This is a genomic window from Actinosynnema sp. NPDC050801, from assembly GCF_040673975.1.
Classification (GTDB): domain Bacteria; phylum Actinomycetota; class Actinomycetes; order Mycobacteriales; family Pseudonocardiaceae; genus Actinosynnema.
In genome coordinates this window covers 98470-115124 of record NZ_JBFAQZ010000002.1, presented here as the reverse complement: position 1 = coordinate 115124, position 16655 = coordinate 98470, and the positions used below count along the sequence as shown (strand labels likewise).

At 71.9% G+C, this 16655-nt stretch carries 17 protein-coding genes; 7 read left to right on the top strand and 10 right to left on the bottom strand.

The annotated features are described in order from the left end of the window. Window positions 1-126 precede the first annotated feature (126 nt). Entirely contained in the window at window positions 127-612 is a 486-nt protein-coding gene (locus tag AB0K14_RS05435; protein ID WP_360447739.1) for a hypothetical protein, read from the top strand. Here the strand turns inward: AB0K14_RS05435 and AB0K14_RS05430 are convergent. The 9 genes from AB0K14_RS05430 to pafA all read right to left on the bottom strand — a co-directional run bounded on the left by AB0K14_RS05430 (window position 596) and on the right by pafA (window position 8227). After that, window positions 596-1525 (bottom strand): diacylglycerol kinase family protein, encoded by a 930-nt coding sequence (locus tag AB0K14_RS05430; protein WP_360447737.1) that lies wholly within the window; start codon window positions 1523-1525, stop codon window positions 596-598. The two genes, AB0K14_RS05435 and AB0K14_RS05430, sit on opposite strands and share 17 nt — an antisense overlap. A gap of 44 nt (window positions 1526-1569) precedes the next feature. Beyond that, window positions 1570-2571 carry a twin-arginine translocase subunit TatC gene (gene tatC, locus AB0K14_RS05425; RefSeq protein WP_360447735.1) on the bottom strand — a complete coding sequence of 334 codons (1002 nt, stop codon included), beginning with the start codon at window positions 2569-2571 and terminating at the stop codon, window positions 1570-1572. A 36-nt stretch (window positions 2572-2607) separates the two neighbouring features. Further along, a complete protein-coding gene (gene tatA / locus AB0K14_RS05420; protein ID WP_360447733.1) occupies window positions 2608-2970 on the bottom strand; it encodes a Sec-independent protein translocase subunit TatA in 363 nt (120 codons plus the stop codon). After that, window positions 2963-3229, bottom strand: coding sequence for a bacteriophage holin (locus AB0K14_RS05415; RefSeq protein WP_360447731.1), 267 nt, complete (start codon window positions 3227-3229; stop codon window positions 2963-2965). Before AB0K14_RS05415 ends, tatA begins: the two co-directional genes overlap by 8 nt. Window positions 3230-3247: 18 nt before the next feature. Beyond that, complete coding sequence (locus AB0K14_RS05410; RefSeq protein ID WP_360447729.1) at window positions 3248-4219, bottom strand: WYL domain-containing protein; 972 nt, start codon at window positions 4217-4219, stop codon at window positions 3248-3250. Continuing rightward, window positions 4216-5202, bottom strand: a complete 987-nt coding sequence (locus tag AB0K14_RS05405; RefSeq protein WP_360447727.1) for a WYL domain-containing protein — start codon at window positions 5200-5202, stop codon at window positions 4216-4218. Before AB0K14_RS05405 ends, AB0K14_RS05410 begins: the two co-directional genes overlap by 4 nt. A gap of 139 nt (window positions 5203-5341) precedes the next feature. Then, a complete protein-coding gene (locus AB0K14_RS05400) occupies window positions 5342-6220 on the bottom strand; it encodes an SRPBCC domain-containing protein (protein WP_360447725.1) in 879 nt (292 codons plus the stop codon). After that, entirely contained in the window at window positions 6213-6770 is a 558-nt protein-coding gene (locus tag AB0K14_RS05395) for a helix-turn-helix domain-containing protein (RefSeq protein ID WP_360447723.1), read from the bottom strand. The genes AB0K14_RS05400 and AB0K14_RS05395 overlap by 8 nt, the downstream gene beginning before the upstream one ends. Window positions 6771-6868: 98 nt before the next feature. Further along, window positions 6869-8227, bottom strand: coding sequence for a Pup--protein ligase (gene pafA / locus AB0K14_RS05390; protein WP_360447721.1), 1359 nt, complete (start codon window positions 8225-8227; stop codon window positions 6869-6871). Window positions 8228-8343: 116 nt separating this feature from the next. Between pafA and AB0K14_RS05385 the strand changes: the two genes are divergently transcribed. Beyond that, window positions 8344-9741 carry a phosphatase PAP2 family protein gene (locus tag AB0K14_RS05385; protein WP_360448236.1) on the top strand — a complete coding sequence of 466 codons (1398 nt, stop codon included), beginning with the start codon at window positions 8344-8346 and terminating at the stop codon, window positions 9739-9741. A 38-nt stretch (window positions 9742-9779) separates the two neighbouring features. Then, a complete protein-coding gene (locus AB0K14_RS05380; RefSeq protein ID WP_360447719.1) occupies window positions 9780-10676 on the top strand; it encodes a helix-turn-helix domain-containing GNAT family N-acetyltransferase in 897 nt (298 codons plus the stop codon). A gap of 52 nt (window positions 10677-10728) precedes the next feature. On the opposite strand, the gene AB0K14_RS05375 is transcribed toward AB0K14_RS05380, so the two are convergent. Beyond that, window positions 10729-11799 (bottom strand): ScyD/ScyE family protein, encoded by a 1071-nt coding sequence (locus AB0K14_RS05375; RefSeq protein ID WP_360447717.1) that lies wholly within the window; start codon window positions 11797-11799, stop codon window positions 10729-10731. Between the two features lie 185 nt (window positions 11800-11984). On the opposite strand from AB0K14_RS05375, the gene AB0K14_RS05370 reads away from it, so the two are divergent. The 4 genes from AB0K14_RS05370 (at window position 11985) to AB0K14_RS05355 (ending at window position 16649) form a co-directional block, all read left to right on the top strand. After that, window positions 11985-12746 (top strand): IclR family transcriptional regulator, encoded by a 762-nt coding sequence (locus AB0K14_RS05370; RefSeq protein WP_360447715.1) that lies wholly within the window; start codon window positions 11985-11987, stop codon window positions 12744-12746. Between the two features lie 103 nt (window positions 12747-12849). Further along, the gene (locus AB0K14_RS05365; protein WP_360447713.1) at window positions 12850-13560 is read left to right on the top strand and encodes an MIP/aquaporin family protein; all 711 of its coding nucleotides are present in this window, start codon (window positions 12850-12852) and stop codon (window positions 13558-13560) included. A 34-nt stretch (window positions 13561-13594) separates the two neighbouring features. Then, a complete protein-coding gene (gene glpK, locus AB0K14_RS05360) occupies window positions 13595-15100 on the top strand; it encodes a glycerol kinase GlpK (protein ID WP_360447710.1) in 1506 nt (501 codons plus the stop codon). Continuing rightward, window positions 15093-16649 carry a glycerol-3-phosphate dehydrogenase/oxidase gene (locus tag AB0K14_RS05355; protein WP_360447708.1) on the top strand — a complete coding sequence of 519 codons (1557 nt, stop codon included), beginning with the start codon at window positions 15093-15095 and terminating at the stop codon, window positions 16647-16649. The genes glpK and AB0K14_RS05355 overlap by 8 nt, the downstream gene beginning before the upstream one ends. The last annotated feature ends 6 nt before the right edge of the window (window positions 16650-16655 follow it).

Sequence of the window (16655 nt, the reverse complement as noted above, 5' to 3'; positions counted from 1 at the left end):
TCCAGGCTGTCACACGAGACCGACAAAATCGCTTCAGATCCGCAGCGGACCCCGGAACACCGCATTTAATCAACACTGAAGATATAAAGACCACAAACGGTGGCCCGTGCGGCACACTCGTGTGCCGTGGAGGCGATTCCGTTGGTGGAGGGGGACCTCCGGTGGGTGTTCCCGGACCTGGTCGACGTGGACCCGGTGCTCGACGTGCTGCGGCTGGCCGCGGCGCGGGTCGAGCGGCTGGCCGGTCACCTGGGCGGACCGGGCACCGGCCTGGTGTTCGACCACCTGCCCGGCGCTCCCTACGCGGGGCTCTCCGCCCTCACCGAGGTCGAGGAGGTCTCGTTCAGGGTGCACGTGTCGCTGCCGCGCGATCCGCACCGCCACGTGCTCACGCCGCCACCGCCGTGGCAGGTGGAGGGCGAGATCTCGGTCCGCTGCGACGCGATCCGGGACTGCGGCAGGCACGAGATCGAGACCGTCGAGTCGGCGCACGACACCCCGTTGGACGCCGCCAACGGGGTGCTGTCGTTCACCGGGTGGCTGTGGGAGCGGGGCACGACCGAGCCGCACGGCTCGTGGCGCAGGCGCGACGTGCTCAGCCGCCACCGGTGACGGCCGCACCGGTGGCCGCGGCACCGTTGACCGCGGCTCCGGTGACGGCGGTGAGGGCGCCGGGCACGCAGGTCGTCGTCAACGGCACCTCGCTCAGCCGCTCACCGTCGGCGTAGGCCACCCAGGAGGGGCCGGACAGCCTCGCGGAACGCGCCCGCAACGTGCGCACCGCCGGGTGGTCGACGTGCCGCCCGGTGCGCAGCGTGGGCAGCATCCGCAGCAGGGTCCGCCGCGGCGCGGCCCGCACCACGGTCAGGTCGAACAGGCCGTCGGTCGGCGAGGCGTCCGGGCACACCGGGATGCCGCCGCCGTAGCTGGTCGTGTTGCCGACCGCGACCAGCAGCGCGTCCAGCTCCAGCACGTCGTCCTCGGTCTCCACGACCAGCCGACGCGGTCGCAGCACGGCCAGTTCGGCCAGGATCGCCAGGTCGTAGCGCCGGGGTCCGGCGGGCCAGCGCATGGCGTTGGCGCGTTCGTTGACCGCGGAGTCGAAGCCGGCGCACAGCACGGTGGCGAACCACGGGCCGTGCTCCACGCGCCCGAGGTCGTACCGGGCGCGGGTGCCCTCGCACAACGCGGTGACCACGTCGTCCACCGAGGTGGTGCCCAGCGCGGTGGCCAGGTCGTTGCCGGTGCCGGCGGGCACCACGGCGAGCGCGGTCCCGGACTCGGCGCACGCCTGCACGGCCAAGTGGGCGCCGCCGTCGCCGCCGAGGACCACGAGCACGTCCACGCCCGCGTCGACCGCCCGGCGCGCGGCTTCGGCCGTGCCCTCGGCGGTGGGCGCCACGTGCAGGTCGAGGTGGTCGACGACGGCGCGCAGCCGTTCGGCCACGGTGCCCGCCATGCGCGCGGCCCTGCCCTTGCCCGAGGCGGGGCACACCAGCAGGGCCGCCCGCGTTGACGTCGACATGGTCGGCAAGCCTACAAAGATTCCACCCGATCGAGTGATCTCGCTCAGGTCACGTCGTCGTAGCGGACCCGTCCGGGCGAGTCGGGTGTCGGCGTCGGGTCCGGTGTGGGCACCGGGTCGGGCGACGGTTGCTCGACCGGCGTCGGCGTGTACTCGAACGGCGCGGCGACGTCGTCCGGGATGTCGTCCATGCCCTCGGCCTTGCGCTTGCGCTCGACGCGCCGGTCGTGCACCCGGGCGAGCTGGATGGCCACCTCGAACAGCAGCACGAGCGCCACGGCCAGCGCGACCATGGAGATCGGGTCGGTGCCCGGTGTCGCGACCGCGGCGAAGATGAACAGGGCGAACACGATGCCGCGCCGCCACTTGTGCAGCTTCTCGTAGCTGACCACGCCCACCTGGTTGAGCATCACCACGATGAGCGGCAGCTCGAAGCTCACGCCGAAGATCAGCAGCAACGCCATGACGAAGCTGACGTACTCGCCGGCGGTCAGCGCGGTGATGAACTGCTCGTCACCGAAGCCCACCAGCACGGCCAGGCCCTGCGGCACGACGTAGAACGCCAGGGTGGCGCCTGCGGCGAACAGCACCGACGCGCACGCCACGAAGACGATGGCGAAGCGCCGCTCCTTGGCGTACAGGCCGGGCGAGATGAACCGCCACACCTGGTAGAGCCACAGCGGCGCGGTCAACGCCATGCCCGCGCCGGTGCCGACCTTCAGCCGGATCATGAAGACCTCGAACGGCTTGGTCTGCAACAGCTGGCAGCCCTGCCCCTGCTGGGTGAGCCGCTGGGTCTCCGGGATGCCGCAGTAGGGGGCGACGACGATGTCACCCAGGCTGGGCAGGCCGAAGATGCGCCAACCCCACCAGATGAAGCCGAAGACCGCGCCGACCGCGATGAACAGCAGCGCCAACCCCAGCCGGTGCCGGAGGTCGTAGAGGTGGTCCTTCAACGACATGGTGCCGTCGGGGTTGCCCCGACGACTCGTGACCTTGCGGCGCTCCCGGCGCTGGGACCACCACCGGACCGGACTTGCCCCCACCGTGCGGACCGTCCTTCGGCTCTCGTTGACGCGGCTCTAGTTGGTGTTCTGCTTGTTCTGCAGGTTCTGCGCGGACTGCTCGATGGGCGGCGCGACCTGCGGCTGCACCGGCTGCGGCGGCGCGACGGGCTGGGCCACGGGCTGCACGACCTGGGGCGGCTGGACCACCTGCGGCTGGGCGGGCGGCAGCTGCTGCGGCGCGGGCACCTGCTGGGCGGTGGTGCCCGGCTGGGCCTGCTGCTGCGGGTCGTCCTCGCTGCGCAGCCCCTTGGTCTCCGCCTTGAGGATCTTCGCGGAGCGGCCGATGGAACGGGCCATGTCGGGCAGCTTCTTCGCTCCGAAGAGCAGGATGATCACCACGGCGATGATGATCAGCTCGGTTGGTCCGAGGTTAGGCACCGTTGTCCTCCTGTCTCCCCCGGTCCACCGATGGTACGCGGGGCTTGCCCTCACGGGCGTGATCCGGACGCCGTTCGGCCACGGCCACCGCCAGCGCGGCGTACCGCGCCCGCAGCAGACCGACGCCATCGCCGACCCTGTCACCCACCAGAGTGCTTGCGGCGCGGAAGCGGCGCAAGGGTCCGATGACTCGGAACGCGGTCACGACGAGCACGACCACCCCGAGGACGATCAGCGCCAGGATCGGCAAGTACGGCACGCCACCACCGTACTTGCCCTAGGTGGACGGGAGGTGATCCGCCCGGCGCAACGCCGCCTCCGCCTGCCGGGCGACCGCGGACACCAGGTCGGACGGTTGCTCGACGTGCACTTCACCGCCCAACCCGAGCAGCAGCCGCACCATCCACGCGGTGTCGGCGTACCTCATGAGCACCCTCGCCCGACCCTCGCCCAGCTCCACCAGGCCCTCGGTCGGGTAGTACTCGGCCACCCAGCGGGCGTCCGGTTCGAGCACCAGCACGGCCGTGCGCTGCGACGGATCGGGCTGGAACAACCCCTCCGATGTGTCGGTGGGGGTGGCGTGCGGCGGCGGGGCGGCGGGTTCGGCCAGCACGTCGACGGCGTCGATCCGGTCGAGCCGGAACAGCCGCACGCCGTCCGCCGCGCGGCACCACGCCTCCAGGTAGCCGCGGCCCTCCACGAGCAGCATCCGCATCGGGTCGACGACCCGTTCGGTGATCTCGTCCCGTGACGGGGTGTAGTAGCGCAGGTTCAGCGCGCGCCCGCGCAGCACGCCGTCGGACACCGCGTCACGCACGCGTGCGGTCTCCGGGGCCTCGCGCAGGGCCAGGCCGACGGCCACGCCCGCGGGTTGGGCCTGACCGACCGCGGCCTCGATCTTGGCGACGGCGCGCTGCACCGCGTCCTGGTCGACCACGCCAGGTGTCTCGGCCAGCGCGCGCAGCGCCACCAGCAGCGACGTCGCCTCCGCCGCGGTCAGCCGCAGCGGGCGGCTCATGCCCGCGTCGAACGTGACGGTGACCGTGTCGCCCTCGAACGACAGGTCGATCAGGTCGCCCGGGCCGTAGCCGGGCAGGCCGCACATCCACAGCAGTTCCAGGTCCTTGCGCACCTGCTTGGGCGTGACCTCGAAGTCCTCGGCGACCTCGTCGATCGGGATGCCGGGGCGGGCCAGCAGGTAGGGCACAAGGGCGAGCAGCCGGGGCAGCCGGTCGGTGGCGGCGTTCACGCGCGCACCCCCGCGCCGCGCAGCGCGCCCAGCAGCTTCTCCCGCACGGTCTTGGCCAGCAGCTCCGGCTCTAGCACCGCCACGTCCGGGCCGAAACCGGCGATCCACGCCGCGGCCGAGTCGGGGAACCGCAACTCGATCTCCAGCACGTCGCCCGGCTCGCCGTCGAAGTCCTGCGCGCCGACGACCCTCGCCCGCCTGCGCACGCCCTGCGCCCGGCCCCGGGCGACCCACAGCCTGGCCGTGGCCGGCACCTGGTCGGCGTCGGGTTGGGTGCGGGCCACGAACGACAGCAGGTCGACCTGGTCGGGCCGCTGCACCGCGCCGGGCTTGCCGAGCACGCGGACGTCGCCGACGATCCGCGACAGCCGGAAGCAGCGCGGCGCGTCGCGGTCCCGGTCGTGCCCGACGAGGTACCACCGGCCGCGCCAGGCGACCACGCCCCACGGCTCCACGGTGCGGGTGCGCACCTCGACCGGCACCGGGCGGCGGTAGTCGAACTCGACCACGCGTCCCTCCTGCACGGCGCCGAGCAGCGGCGGGAACGCGGGTTCGCTGGTGCGGACCTTGGGCTCGACCGGCACGTGCACGTCCTGGTCGACGTCGACGCCCGCGGCGCGGAGCTTGATCAGGGCTCCGTGCGCGGCGCCGGTGAACTGCGGCGAGTCCCACAGCCGGGCGGCCAGCGCCACTGCGGCGGCCTCGTCCGGCTCCAGGTCGATGTCGCCGAGCTCGTAGTCCCGGCGGGCGATGCGGTACCCGTCGATCGCGTCGAAGCCCGCGCTGCGGCCGGTCTCCAGCGGCACGCCGAGGTCGCGCAGCTCCGTCTTGTCGCGTTCGAACATGCGGAAGAACGCCTCGTCCGTGGGTGCGTCGGCATAGCCGGGGACGATGGCGCGGATGCGCTCGGCGGTCAGGTACTGCCGGGTCGACAGCAGGCACAGCACCAGGTTGACGAGCCGTTCGGCACGTGCGATGGCCACACCGGAACCCTAACCCCGGACGAACACCCCATGACGCCATCCCCGCCCCCAACGCGGATGAATGGTCCATTCAGCCGATTGTCGAGCCGATCGGCCCCGTCCGGCGGGCGCGTCCCGCGCCGGCCGCCGGTGGTGCGCCTCAGCCGTCGGTGAGCATGCCCTCGGGCAGTCCGGGCACGTCGGGCTGCAGCCAGATCGGCCGCCAGTCGGGCAGCTCGTGGAACCGGCGCAGCTCCGCCACGCCCGACAGCCAGCCCGCCCACGCGCCGTACGGCGGCTGTCCGGTGTCGAACCCGCTCTGCACGAACGTCAGCCGGGTGCCGCCGTCGGACTCGGCCAGCTCCCAGGTCGAGACCATGCCGCCCCAGTCGACGCCCATCCGCCTGCCGGGCTCGAAGTCGACCACCTTCGCGGGTTGCGGGTTCAGGTCGAAGCCGCCCATGGCGACCCGGCCGCCCTCCCACGCCTCGATGTCGATCTTCGCGCCGAACCACCGCGAGTACTGCTCGGCGTCGACCAGCGAGTGCGCCACCGCATCCACGGGTGCGTCGATGTGGACCTCGCCGCGCATCTCGGTGGTGCCGAAGTCCACCTTCGGTGTCAGCGGGCGCCCTTCGACGTGGTCGACCAGGTTGGCCAGCGACAGGCCCCAGTAGGTGGCCAGGTAGCCGAGCACGCTGGTCGACACGACGGCCACGTCCCCCCAGCCCGGGAAGTGGCTCTGCGACAGCGTGACGACGGTGTCGCCGTCCTCGGCGGCCCAGGTGATCTCGACGGTGGTGTCCTCGCCGCCGACCTTCCAGCCGAACCGCAGGGAGTGGTCGTCGACGTGCCGCACGGTCTGGCGAGGCACGTCGCCCTCGGGCGTGAACCGGCCCCAGAACTCGAACCGGCCGGGCAGCTCGACCGCCGCGTGCTCGGCCAACCACGTGCTCAGCTCGGTCGCGTCGGTGAGCGCCCGGCGCACCCGCTCGACGGGCGCGGTGGTGCGGGCGCGTAGGACCACGGTCTCACTCATCGGTCTCCTCCTTCGGGTAGCACGCCACGGCCAGGCGGAAGGCGTCGCCCTCCGCGCCGCCGTAGCGGGCGAACAGGTCCTGCAAGGTCGTCTTCAGGTCGTCGAAGAACTGCTGCCGCTGGTCGGGCCGGACGCGGATCTCGCCGGACACGCCCAGCGACGGCAGCTCGGGCCGGGTCCGGTCCAGGCCCGCGATGTCCGCCTGGACCCGTTCCACGAGGTCCAGCAGGTACCCCAGGCTCAGCTCGTCCTGGGCGCGGCGCAGCCCGAGCCGGCCGACCAGCCCCGGCGACAGCCAGTACGAGCGCGCGCTGGCCTGGTACAGGCCCTCGTTGATGCCACGCACCCGCCGTTCGTTCACCTGGGTCACCAGACCGGCTTCGACCAGGCGTTTCACGTGGTAGTAGACCCGCTGCGGGGTCTGGTCGAGCGCGGCGGCCACCTCGGTGCACGACCGCGGCTCGGCCAGTTGCCGCAGCACCTCGATGCGCTGCGGCTTGAGCAGTGCCTCGGCCTGCTCGATCTGCTCCAGGTACAGGACGTCTCTCATCGCAAAAATCATCTTGTACGTAAAAATCTGTTTTGTCAATCAGGCGAGAGGAAGGCCCCGGGCCACCCGACCCGGGGCCTTCGAGGTGCGCTCGACCGCTAGAGGGAGGAGATCAGCCGCTCCACGCGCTCGTCCACCGCGCGGAACGGGTCCTTGCACAGCACGGTGCGCTGCGCCTGGTCGTTGAGCTTGAGGTGCACCCAGTCGACGGTGAAGTCGCGGCCCGCGGCCTGCGCGGCGGCGATGAAGTCACCGCGCAGCTTGGCCCGCGTGGTCTGCGGCGGGGTGTCCTTGGCGGCCTCGATCTCGCCGTCGTCGGTGACCCGTTCCACCTGGTCCTTGCGCTGGAGCAGGTCGAAGATGCCGCGGCCGCGCCGGATGTCGTGGTAGGCGAGGTCGAGCTGGGCGATGCGCGGGTTGGACAGGTCCATGTCGTGCTTGGCCTGGTAGCGCTCCATCAGCCGGTACTTGATGGCCCAGTCGATCTCGCGGTCGATCTTGGACAGGTCCTCGGCCTCGATCGCGTCCAGCGTGCGACCCCACAGCTCCAGCACCCGCTCCGCCATCGGGTCGGGCGCGCGCTTGGCCACGTGCTCGACCGCGCGCTCGTAGTACTCGCGCTGGATGTCCAGCGCCGAGGCCTCCTTGCCGCCCGCCAGCCGCACGGTGCGCCTGCCGGTCAGGTCGTGGCTGATCTCGCGGATGGCGCGGATCGGGTTGTCCAGGCTGAAGTCGCGGAACTGGACGCCCTGCTCGATCATCTCCAGCACGAGGTTGGCGCTGCCCACCTTGAGCAGCGTGGTCACCTCGGACATGTTCGAGTCGCCGACGATGACGTGGAGCCTGCGGTAGCGCTCGGCGTCGGCGTGCGGCTCGTCGCGGGTGTTGATGATCGGGCGCGACCGGGTGGTGGCGCTGGACACGCCCTCCCAGATGTGCTCGGCCCGCTGCGACAGGCAGTAGACCGCTCCGCGCGGCGTCTGGAGCACCTTGCCCGCGCCGCAGATGAGCTGCCGGGTCACCAGGAACGGCAGCAGGACGTCGGCGATGCGGGAGAACTCCCCCGCCCGCGCGACCAGGTAGTTCTCGTGGCAACCGTAGGAGTTGCCCGCGGAGTCGGTGTTGTTCTTGAACAGGAAGATGTCTCCCCCGATGCCCTCGTCGGCGAGCCTGCGCTCGGCGTCGACGAGCAGGTCTTCGAGGATCCGCTCACCAGCCTTGTCGTGCGTCACCAGCTGGACGAGGTCGTCGCACTCCGCGGTCGCGTACTCCGGGTGCGAGCCCACGTCCAGGTAGAGCCGAGAGCCGTTGCGCAGGAAGACGTTCGACGAGCGTCCCCACGAGACGACCCGGCGGAACAGATAACGCGCGACCTCATCCGGGGACAGCCTGCGCTGCCCGTGGAAGGTGCAGGTCACCCCGAACTCAGTCTCAATGCCGAAGATCCGCCGCTGCATCCCTCAACAGTAGGCGCATTCGGAGCTTTCCTCAGTGATCCAATCGGGCGTCGCACCGATTTCGCGGATAACGTTCGAGTGTGCTCCGACGAGTGAACCGCCTGGACCTGGCCATCATGAGGCATTCCGGGGCGTTGCGCGCCTCGCCCGTGGACGCCGGTATGAAGAGATTGTCACGCTTGGCCAACCACAGCGTGTTGTGGCTCGTGGTGGCGGGTGTCCTGGCCGCGCGCAAAGGGGTGACGCGGCGGGCGGCGTTGCGCGGGGTGGCGGCGATCGGGGGCGCGAGCTTCAGCGCGAGCCTGGTCGCGAAGCGCCTGTTCCCGCGCCGCAGACCCGCGGCCGAACTGCTGCTCACGCCCCGGCGGCTGACCAGGCGTCCCACGTCGTCGTCGTTCCCGTCCGGGCACGCGGCGTCGGCGGCGGCGTTCACCACGGCGTTGGCGATGGAGTCGCCCGCGCTGGCCGCGGCGGTCGCGCCGGTCGCGGTCGCGGTGGCGTACTCGCGGGTGCACACGGGCGTGCACTGGCCGTCCGACGTGGCCGCGGGCGCCGCCATCGGGGCCGGCGCGGCCCTCCTGACCAGGCGTTGGTGGCCGCTGGGGCGGACCGAGCCCGCGTCGGCGCGGGAGCACCGGACGTTGGACGCCCTGGTCGACGGCGAGGGCATGGTCGTGGTGGTCAACCCGAGTGCCGGGCTGGGCGGCGACGACCCCACCGAGCGGATCCTGGAGGAATGGCCCAAGGCCACGATCGCGGGAATCGAGGATCTCGACACGGTGATCGCCGATCACGCCCCGCACGCGCTGGGGGTGGCGGGCGGTGACGGGTCGGTGGCGGCGGTCGCGGCCCTGGCGGCGGCGCACCGGCTGCCGCTGGTGCTCGTGCCCGCCGGGACGTTGAACCACTTCGCGCGGGACGTGGGCGTGCAGGGGCTGGACGACGCCGCGCGGGCGGTCGCGGAGGGTGACGGCGTGCTGGTGGACCTGGCGGCCGTGTCCGTGGACGGCGCCGGGCCGCGCTGGTTCGTCAACACCGCGAGCCTCGGCGGCTACCCCGACATGGTGCGGCTGCGCGACCAGTTGCAGGACAAGTGGGGCAAGTGGCCCGCGGCGGCCATCGCGCTGGCCCGGGTGCTGCGCACGTCCCGGCCGATGCGGGTCGAGCTGAACGGCGAGCCGCGGCTGGTGTGGATGCTGTTCGTCGGCAACGGCCCCTACCGGCCGAAGGGCTTCGCGCCGACCATGCGCCCCGCCCTCGACGCGGGCCTGATGGACGTCCGGTACATCCGCGCCGACACCCGGTTCTCGCGGGCGCGGTTCTTCCTCGGCGCCCTGCTCGGCTCCCTGCACCGCAGCCGGACCTACGGGCACCTGGAGACGCGCTGGCTGGACGTGCGACTGCTGGACGGTTCGGTGGCGATCGCGACGGACGGCGAGGTCGGCCCCACCGGGTCGACGTTCCAGTTCCGCTCCCGACCGGCGGCCTTGGCCGTCTACCGACCGCAGAGCTAAGGTTGACTCAGTCAACGGTTTCGTTGAAGGAGTCACAGATGACGGTCGCGGACGTCCGCGCGTTCAACCGCTTCTACACCGGCGTGATCGGCCTGCTCGACCGCGGCTACCTGTCCTCGCCGTACTCGTTGACCGAGGTGCGGGTGCTGTTCGAGGTGGCGGCGGGCCCCTGCGAGGTGCCCGACCTGCGCACCTCGCTGAACCTGGACGCGGGCTACCTCAGCCGCATCCTGACCGGCTTCGACCGCGACGGCCTGGTCACCCGCACGCCGTCCGAGCGCGATTCCCGCCGCCACGTCGTGGCCCTCACCCCGCGCGGCGAGTCGGTGTTCGCCGAGCTGAACGCCCGGTCAGACGCCGAGATCGGCGCACTGCTGGAACGGGTGCCGCCGTCGGACCGGGCCGGGTTGGTGGCGTCGATGCGCAAGATCGAACGCCTGCTCACCGGCACGCCGAGGGCGTACCTGCTGCGCCCGTTGCGGCCCGGTGACCTGGGGTGGGTGGTGCAGCGGCACGGTGTGCGGTACGCGGAGGAGTGCGGTTTCGACCAGACCTTCGAAGCGCTGGTGGCGCGGGTCGCGGGCGAGTACGTGCAGCACCACTCCCCCGACCGCGAGGCGGCGTGGATCGCCGAGGTCGACGGCGAGCCGGTGGGGTCGGTGTTCTGCGTGCGGGTCGACGACCGCACCGCCAAGCTGCGCCTGCTGCTGGTCGAGCCGGCCGCCCGGGGCCTGGGCATCGGTGCGCGACTGGTCGACGAGTGCCTCCGCTTCGCCCGGCGGGCCGGGTACGAGCGGGTGGTGCTGTGGACCGTGGCCGGGTTGGCCGCGTCGCGGCACATCTACGAGAAGGTCGGCTTCACCATCGAGCAGAGCACGCCCGAGCGCCTGTTCGGCCGTGACGTCGAGGCCCAGACCTGGTCGCTGGACCTCTAGCCGACGACCCGACGGGTTCGGCCGCGCCGTCGCGCGGCCGAACCCGGACCGGTCAGCCGAGGGGGATGCGCACGACCGTGCCTCCTCCGGGGCACACGCCGCAGTTGGAGACGTAGGCCGCGCCGTCGCGGATCGCCAGGCCGCCGGGCATGACCAGGCCCTCCGACGCGACGACCGTGTGCGAGCCGTCGCGCTCGACCCGGATCAGCGCGCCGGTCGGGTCGCCCGAGAGCAGGCCGTTGTGCGCGATCTCCAGCACGTAGAGCCTGCCCCGGTGGTCGAAGGCGACGTCGATGATGTTGGTGAAGCCGGTGGCGAACACCGTGGCCCCGCGCCCCGGCTGCACGCGGTGCACCCGCGCCTGGCCGGGCGGGAACGGGAAGCCGGTCAGCTCACCGACGTAGAGGGCGTTGTCCCGACCGTGTGCCACCGAGGTCGGCACGGCCTGCACCGGCTGACCGTCGATCGTCCTGGTGTCGAAGACGGCCAGCGTCGAGATCCCCTGGTGGTGGGCCAGCAGCAGGGCGTTGCCGCCCGCGTCGACGACGGCCTGGCCGCCGGGCACGCTGAGCACCGAGTTGGGATTGGTGTCCGGCAGGCCGCCGTCCGGGTTCGCCTCCGCCTCGTAGGTGCCGATGTCGGCCACCTGCCGCCAGCCGTCGTGGTGGCCGCGCAGCAGCCAGGCGGACGCGTTCTGCCCCAGTGGTGGCAGCCCGGCGCGCACGGCGGGGTCGGCGCCCAGCCCGACGGTGAAGTACAGCCCGCCGCGACCGAACGGGTCCACGTCGCTCGGGCCGATCGCGCCGGAACCGTCCGGCGCGGCGATCGAGGGCAGACCGGTGATCACCCGGTTCTGCGCGCCCCCGGCGATCCGGGTGATGGCCCCGGAGTCGCCGAAGCACACCTCGCCGCCTTCCGGGCCGGGGAAGCACGGCCCGGCACCGCCCCGGCCGGACTCGGCGACGTACAGCGCGCCGTCCGGGGCGAATGCCAGGCCGCGTGGGCCGTCCAAGCCCTGGGCCACCACCGTCATCCCACCGGCGTTCGCGGTCGCGGTCGCGGTCGCGGGCGTCAGCACGGCCACGACCACCGCACCCACCGCGGCGAGCACTCGGGTCCTCATGTCCACTCCTCTCGTAGGCCACCCCCTCGGGGAGTTTGCGCCGAACGGCCCAACGCGGCCATTGGTCCAACCGGTCGAGTGACCCTCCGGCAGGTCCGGCCGCACGGCGCCGGTACCGAGGTCGCGACGAACCCGACCGGGTCGGAGTTCGACATGGTCGAACGGTCAAGCGCTAGAGTGATCTCGTGCCGGGACCCATCCAGTCCATCGAACGGGCAGCCGCGGTGTTGCGACTGCTGGCCAGTGGCGCGCGGCGGATGGGGGTCGCGGAGCTCGCCCGAGCCCTTGAGCTGCCCAAGCCGACCGTCCACGGCATCCTCAGGACGCTCCAGCTGGTCGGGTTCGTCGAGCAGTCGCCGGACAGCGGCAAGTACCAGCTGGGCGCGGCGCTGTTCCACATCGGCAGCAGCTACCTCGACGGCAACGAGCTGCGCACGCGCGCCCTGAACTGGTCGGACTCGCTGGCCTCGCGCAGCATGGAGAGCGTCCGCATCGGCACCCTGCACGAGAACCAGGTCCTGGTCGTGCACCACGTGTTCCGCCCGGACAACTCGCGCCAGGTCCTGGAGGTCGGCGCCCTGCTGCCCTCGCACGCCAGCGCGCTGGGCAAGGTCCTGCTCGCCGACGACCCCGTCGGCCTCACCGACGAGGAGCCCCTCAAGGCCTACACGGCCGCCACGATCACCGACCCCGACCGGCTCGGCGACGCGTTGGAGCAGGTCAGGCAGCGCGGCTGGGCCTCCGAGGTGGAGGAGCTGGTCGAGGGCGAGGTGTCGCTGGCCGCGCCCATCCGGGACCGCCGGGCGGTGACCGTCGGCGCGGTCGGGATATCCGGTCCCGTCGAGCGGTTGTGCGACGAGCACAAGCAGCCGCGCACCGAACTCGTGTCCTACGTCCGCGAGGCCGCGCGCTCCATCTCGCGCGAGCTCGGCGCCATCCCCTGGTAAAGCGGACGTTCCGAGAGGGTTGACATCTTGTGAGCGTCGGCACAGGATTCACGCGCACCGTACGACATTGTCGAACGGCATTCAGGCCAGAGAGGGCGCGTGGATGACCAACCAGTCCATCTTCATCGGTGAGTTCCTGGGCACCGCACTGCTGTTGCTGCTGGGCAACGGCGTCGTCGCGGGCGTGGTGTTGGCGAAGTCGAAGTCCAACGGCGCGGGCTGGGTGGTGATCACGTTCGGCTGGGGCTTCGCGGTCCTCGCGGGCGCCTACGCGGTCGCACCGCTGTCCGGCGCCCACCTCAACCCGGCCGTCACCCTGGGCCTGGCCATCCACAACGGCGACTGGGGCACCGTCCCGATCTACCTGCTCGCCCAGTTCCTCGGCGCGTTCACCGGCGCGGTCCTGTGCTACCTCGCCTACCTCGGCCAGTTCCGCGCCAACACCGGCGAGGTGCTCGGCATCTTCGCCACCGGCCCCGAGATCCGGCACCGCGCGCAGAACCTGACCACCGAGGTCATCGCCACGTTCGTGCTGGTGTTCGTCATCCTGGCGACCGGCCAGACCAAGGGCCTGGAGACCTCCGGCACCGGCGTGCTGATCGTGGCCCTGCTGGTCGTCGGCATCGGCATGTCCCTGGGCGGGCCCACCGGCTACGCCATCAACCCCGCGCGCGACCTCGGTCCCCGCCTCGCGCACGCCGTCCTGCCGATCCCCGGAAAGGGTGGATCGGACTGGGGATACGCCTGGATCCCCGTAGTCGGTCCGCTGATCGGTGGAGCATGTGCCGGTCTGGTCGACATCGCCGTCTTCTGAATCGCCGTCTCGTAGGCAGCTGAGGAGCAACCCCGTGAGCACCTACTCCGCCCGTTCTTTCGTGGCCGCCATCGACCAGGGCACCACGTCCTCCCGCTGCATCGTCTTCGACCACGGGGGCGGGATCGTGTCCGTGTCGCAGAAGGAGCACCGGCAGATCTTCCCCAAGCCCGGCTGGGTCGAGCACGACGCCGAGGAGATCTGGGCCAACGTGCTCGACGTCGTGCACGGCGCGCTGCAGAAGGCCTCGCTGACCGTGCACGACCTGGCCGCGGTCGGCATCACCAACCAGCGCGAGACCACGCTGGTGTGGGACAAGGCCACCGGCAAGCCGGTGCACAACGCCATCGTCTGGCAGGACACCCGCACCGACCAGCTGGTCAAGGAACTCGGCGAGCAGAACCGGTTCCGGGACAAGTGCGGGCTGCCGCTGGCCACCTACTTCTCCGGCCCCAAGGTCCGCTGGCTGCTCGACCACGTCGACGGCCTGCGCGAACGGGGCGAACGCGGCGAGGTGCTGTTCGGCACCATGGACACCTGGCTGATCTGGAAGCTCACCGGCCGCCACGTCACCGACGTCACCAACGCCAGCCGCACCATGCTGATGAACCTGGAGACGCTGGACTGGGACGACGAGCTGGTCGACGCGATCGGCGTGCCCAAGGCGATGCTGCCCGAGATCCGCTCCTCCGCCGAGGTCTACGGCCACGCCACCGGCACGCTGGAGGGCGTCCCCGTGGCGTCCGCGCTCGGCGACCAGCAGGCGGCGCTGTTCGGCCAGACCTGCTACTCCCCCGGCGAGGGCAAGTGCACCTACGGCACCGGCAGCTTCCTGCTCGTCAACACCGGCGACAAGCCGGTCGTCTCGGAGAACGGCCTGCTCACCACGGTCGGCTACAAGATCGGCGACCAGCCGGCCGCGTACGCGCTGGAAGGCGCCATCGCGGTGACCGGCGCGCTGGTGCAGTGGTTCCGGGACAAGATGGGGCTGATCTCCAGCGCCCCCGAGATCGAGACGCTGGCCAGGTCGGTCGAGGACAACGGCGGCGCGTACTTCGTGCCCGCGTTCTCCGGCCTGTTCGCACCGCACTGGCGGTCGGACGCGCGCGGCGTCATCGCGGGCCTGACCGGCTACATCGACAAGGGCCACATCGCCCGCGCGGTGCTGGAGGCGACCGCGTGGCAGACCCGCGAGGTCGTGGACGCGATGAACGCCGACTCCGGCGTCGAGCTGGTGGCGTTGAAGGTCGACGGCGGCATGACGGCCAACAACCTGCTCATGGGCTTCCTGTCCGACGTGCTGGACGTGCCGGTGGTGCGGCCGATCGTCGCCGAGACCACGTGCCTGGGCGCGGCCTACGCGGCGGGCCTCGCGGTCGGCTACTGGTCGGACACCGAGTCCCTGCGGGAGAACTGGCACAAGGCCGCCGAGTGGCTGCCGACCATGGACGCGAAGACCCGCGACAAGGGCTACCGCAAGTGGAAGAAGGCGGTCGAGCGGACCGTCGGCTGGATCGACGAGGACGACAACGATGAGTGAGCAACGGGCCAGGGCGCGCGAGGCGTTGGGACACGGCGCCTTCGACCTGGTGGTGATCGGTGGCGGCGCGCTGGGCATCGCCACCACGTGGGCGGCGGCCCGGTCGGGCCTGCGGGTGGCGCTGGTGGAGGCGGGCGACTTCGCGGGCGCCACGTCCAGCGCCTCGTCCAAGCTCGTGCACGGCGGCCTGCGGTACCTGGCGATGGGCCCGGGCGCGGTGCCGATGGTGCGGGAGAACCACGCCGAGCGGCGCGCGTTGGGCGACCACCTGGCACCGCACCTGGTCCGGCCGCTGCCGTTCCTGGTGCCGGTGTACCGGGGCGGACCGCACTCGCGGTCCGTGCTGGGCGCGGGCGTGGTGCTGTACTCGGCGCTGTCCGGGTTCGGCGACGGCGTCGGCAAGGTGCTGTCCGCGCGGCGGGCCGTCGAGTACGTGCCGCACCTGCGCACGGAAGGGCTGCGCGGCGCGGCGCTCTACTACGACCACCAGATGAACGACTCACGCGTGGCCATCACGGCGGCGCGTGCGGCGGCCGAGGCCGGTGCCGTGCTGCTCAACCACGTCGAGGTGGTGGGGATGCGCAAGCGCGGCGGGCTGGTGACCGGTGTCGAGCTGCGCGACCGCGTGGACGGCTCGGCCTTCGGGTTGGACGCCTCGGTGGTGGTCAACGCGACCGGACCCTGGCTGGACGCGTTGCGGCGGATGGAGGACGCGGCGGCCGAGCCGAGCATCCGGCTGTCCAAGGGCTCGCACCTGGTGCTCAAGACGGACACGCCGTGGCGTGCGGCCATGACCATCCCGGTGGACGACGTGCGGGTGTCGTTCGCCATCCCGTGGGAGGGGCAGCTCCTGCTGGGCACCACCGACGAGGCCTACGAGGGCGACCCGGCCGACGTGCGGTGCTCGCAGGCCGACATCGACCAGATCCTGGGCGAGGCGTCGGTCGGCATCAACCCGTCGGCGTTGGACCGGTCGCGGTTGGCGTACACGTTCGCCGGGCTGCGCGTGCTGCCCCGCGGTCCGGGTGACAGCGGGTCCGGCGACACCAGCCACGCCAGGCGCGAGACGGTGATCACCCGCGGGCGCGGCGGGATGATCAGCGTGGCGGGCGGCAAGTGGACCACGTTCCGGCGCATCGGCGCCTCGGTGCTGGCCCGCGTCGGCGAGTCGCTCGGGCGCGACCTGTCGCACGCGTTCGACGGCGTGCCGTCGGCGTTGCCGGGCGCGGCGCTGCCCGAGCGGGTGAGCGCGCAGCTGGGCCGTGAGCTGCCGTCGGTGCCGCACGACGTGCTCCGGCACCTGGCCACGCACTACGGCACGGTGAGCCACGAGGTGCTGGCGCTGGCGCTGGACGACCCGTCGTTGCTGGACCGGGTGCACCCGGACGGACCGGACATCTGGGCGCAGGTGGCGCACGCGCAGCGCTACGAGTGGGCGACCGAGGTGGACGACGTGCTGCGGCGGCGGACCACGGTGGTGGTGCGCGGGCTGGACACGCCTTCGGTGCGTGAGCGCACGAGCCGGTTGCTGGCCGAGGCGGTCGCTTGACCGGGT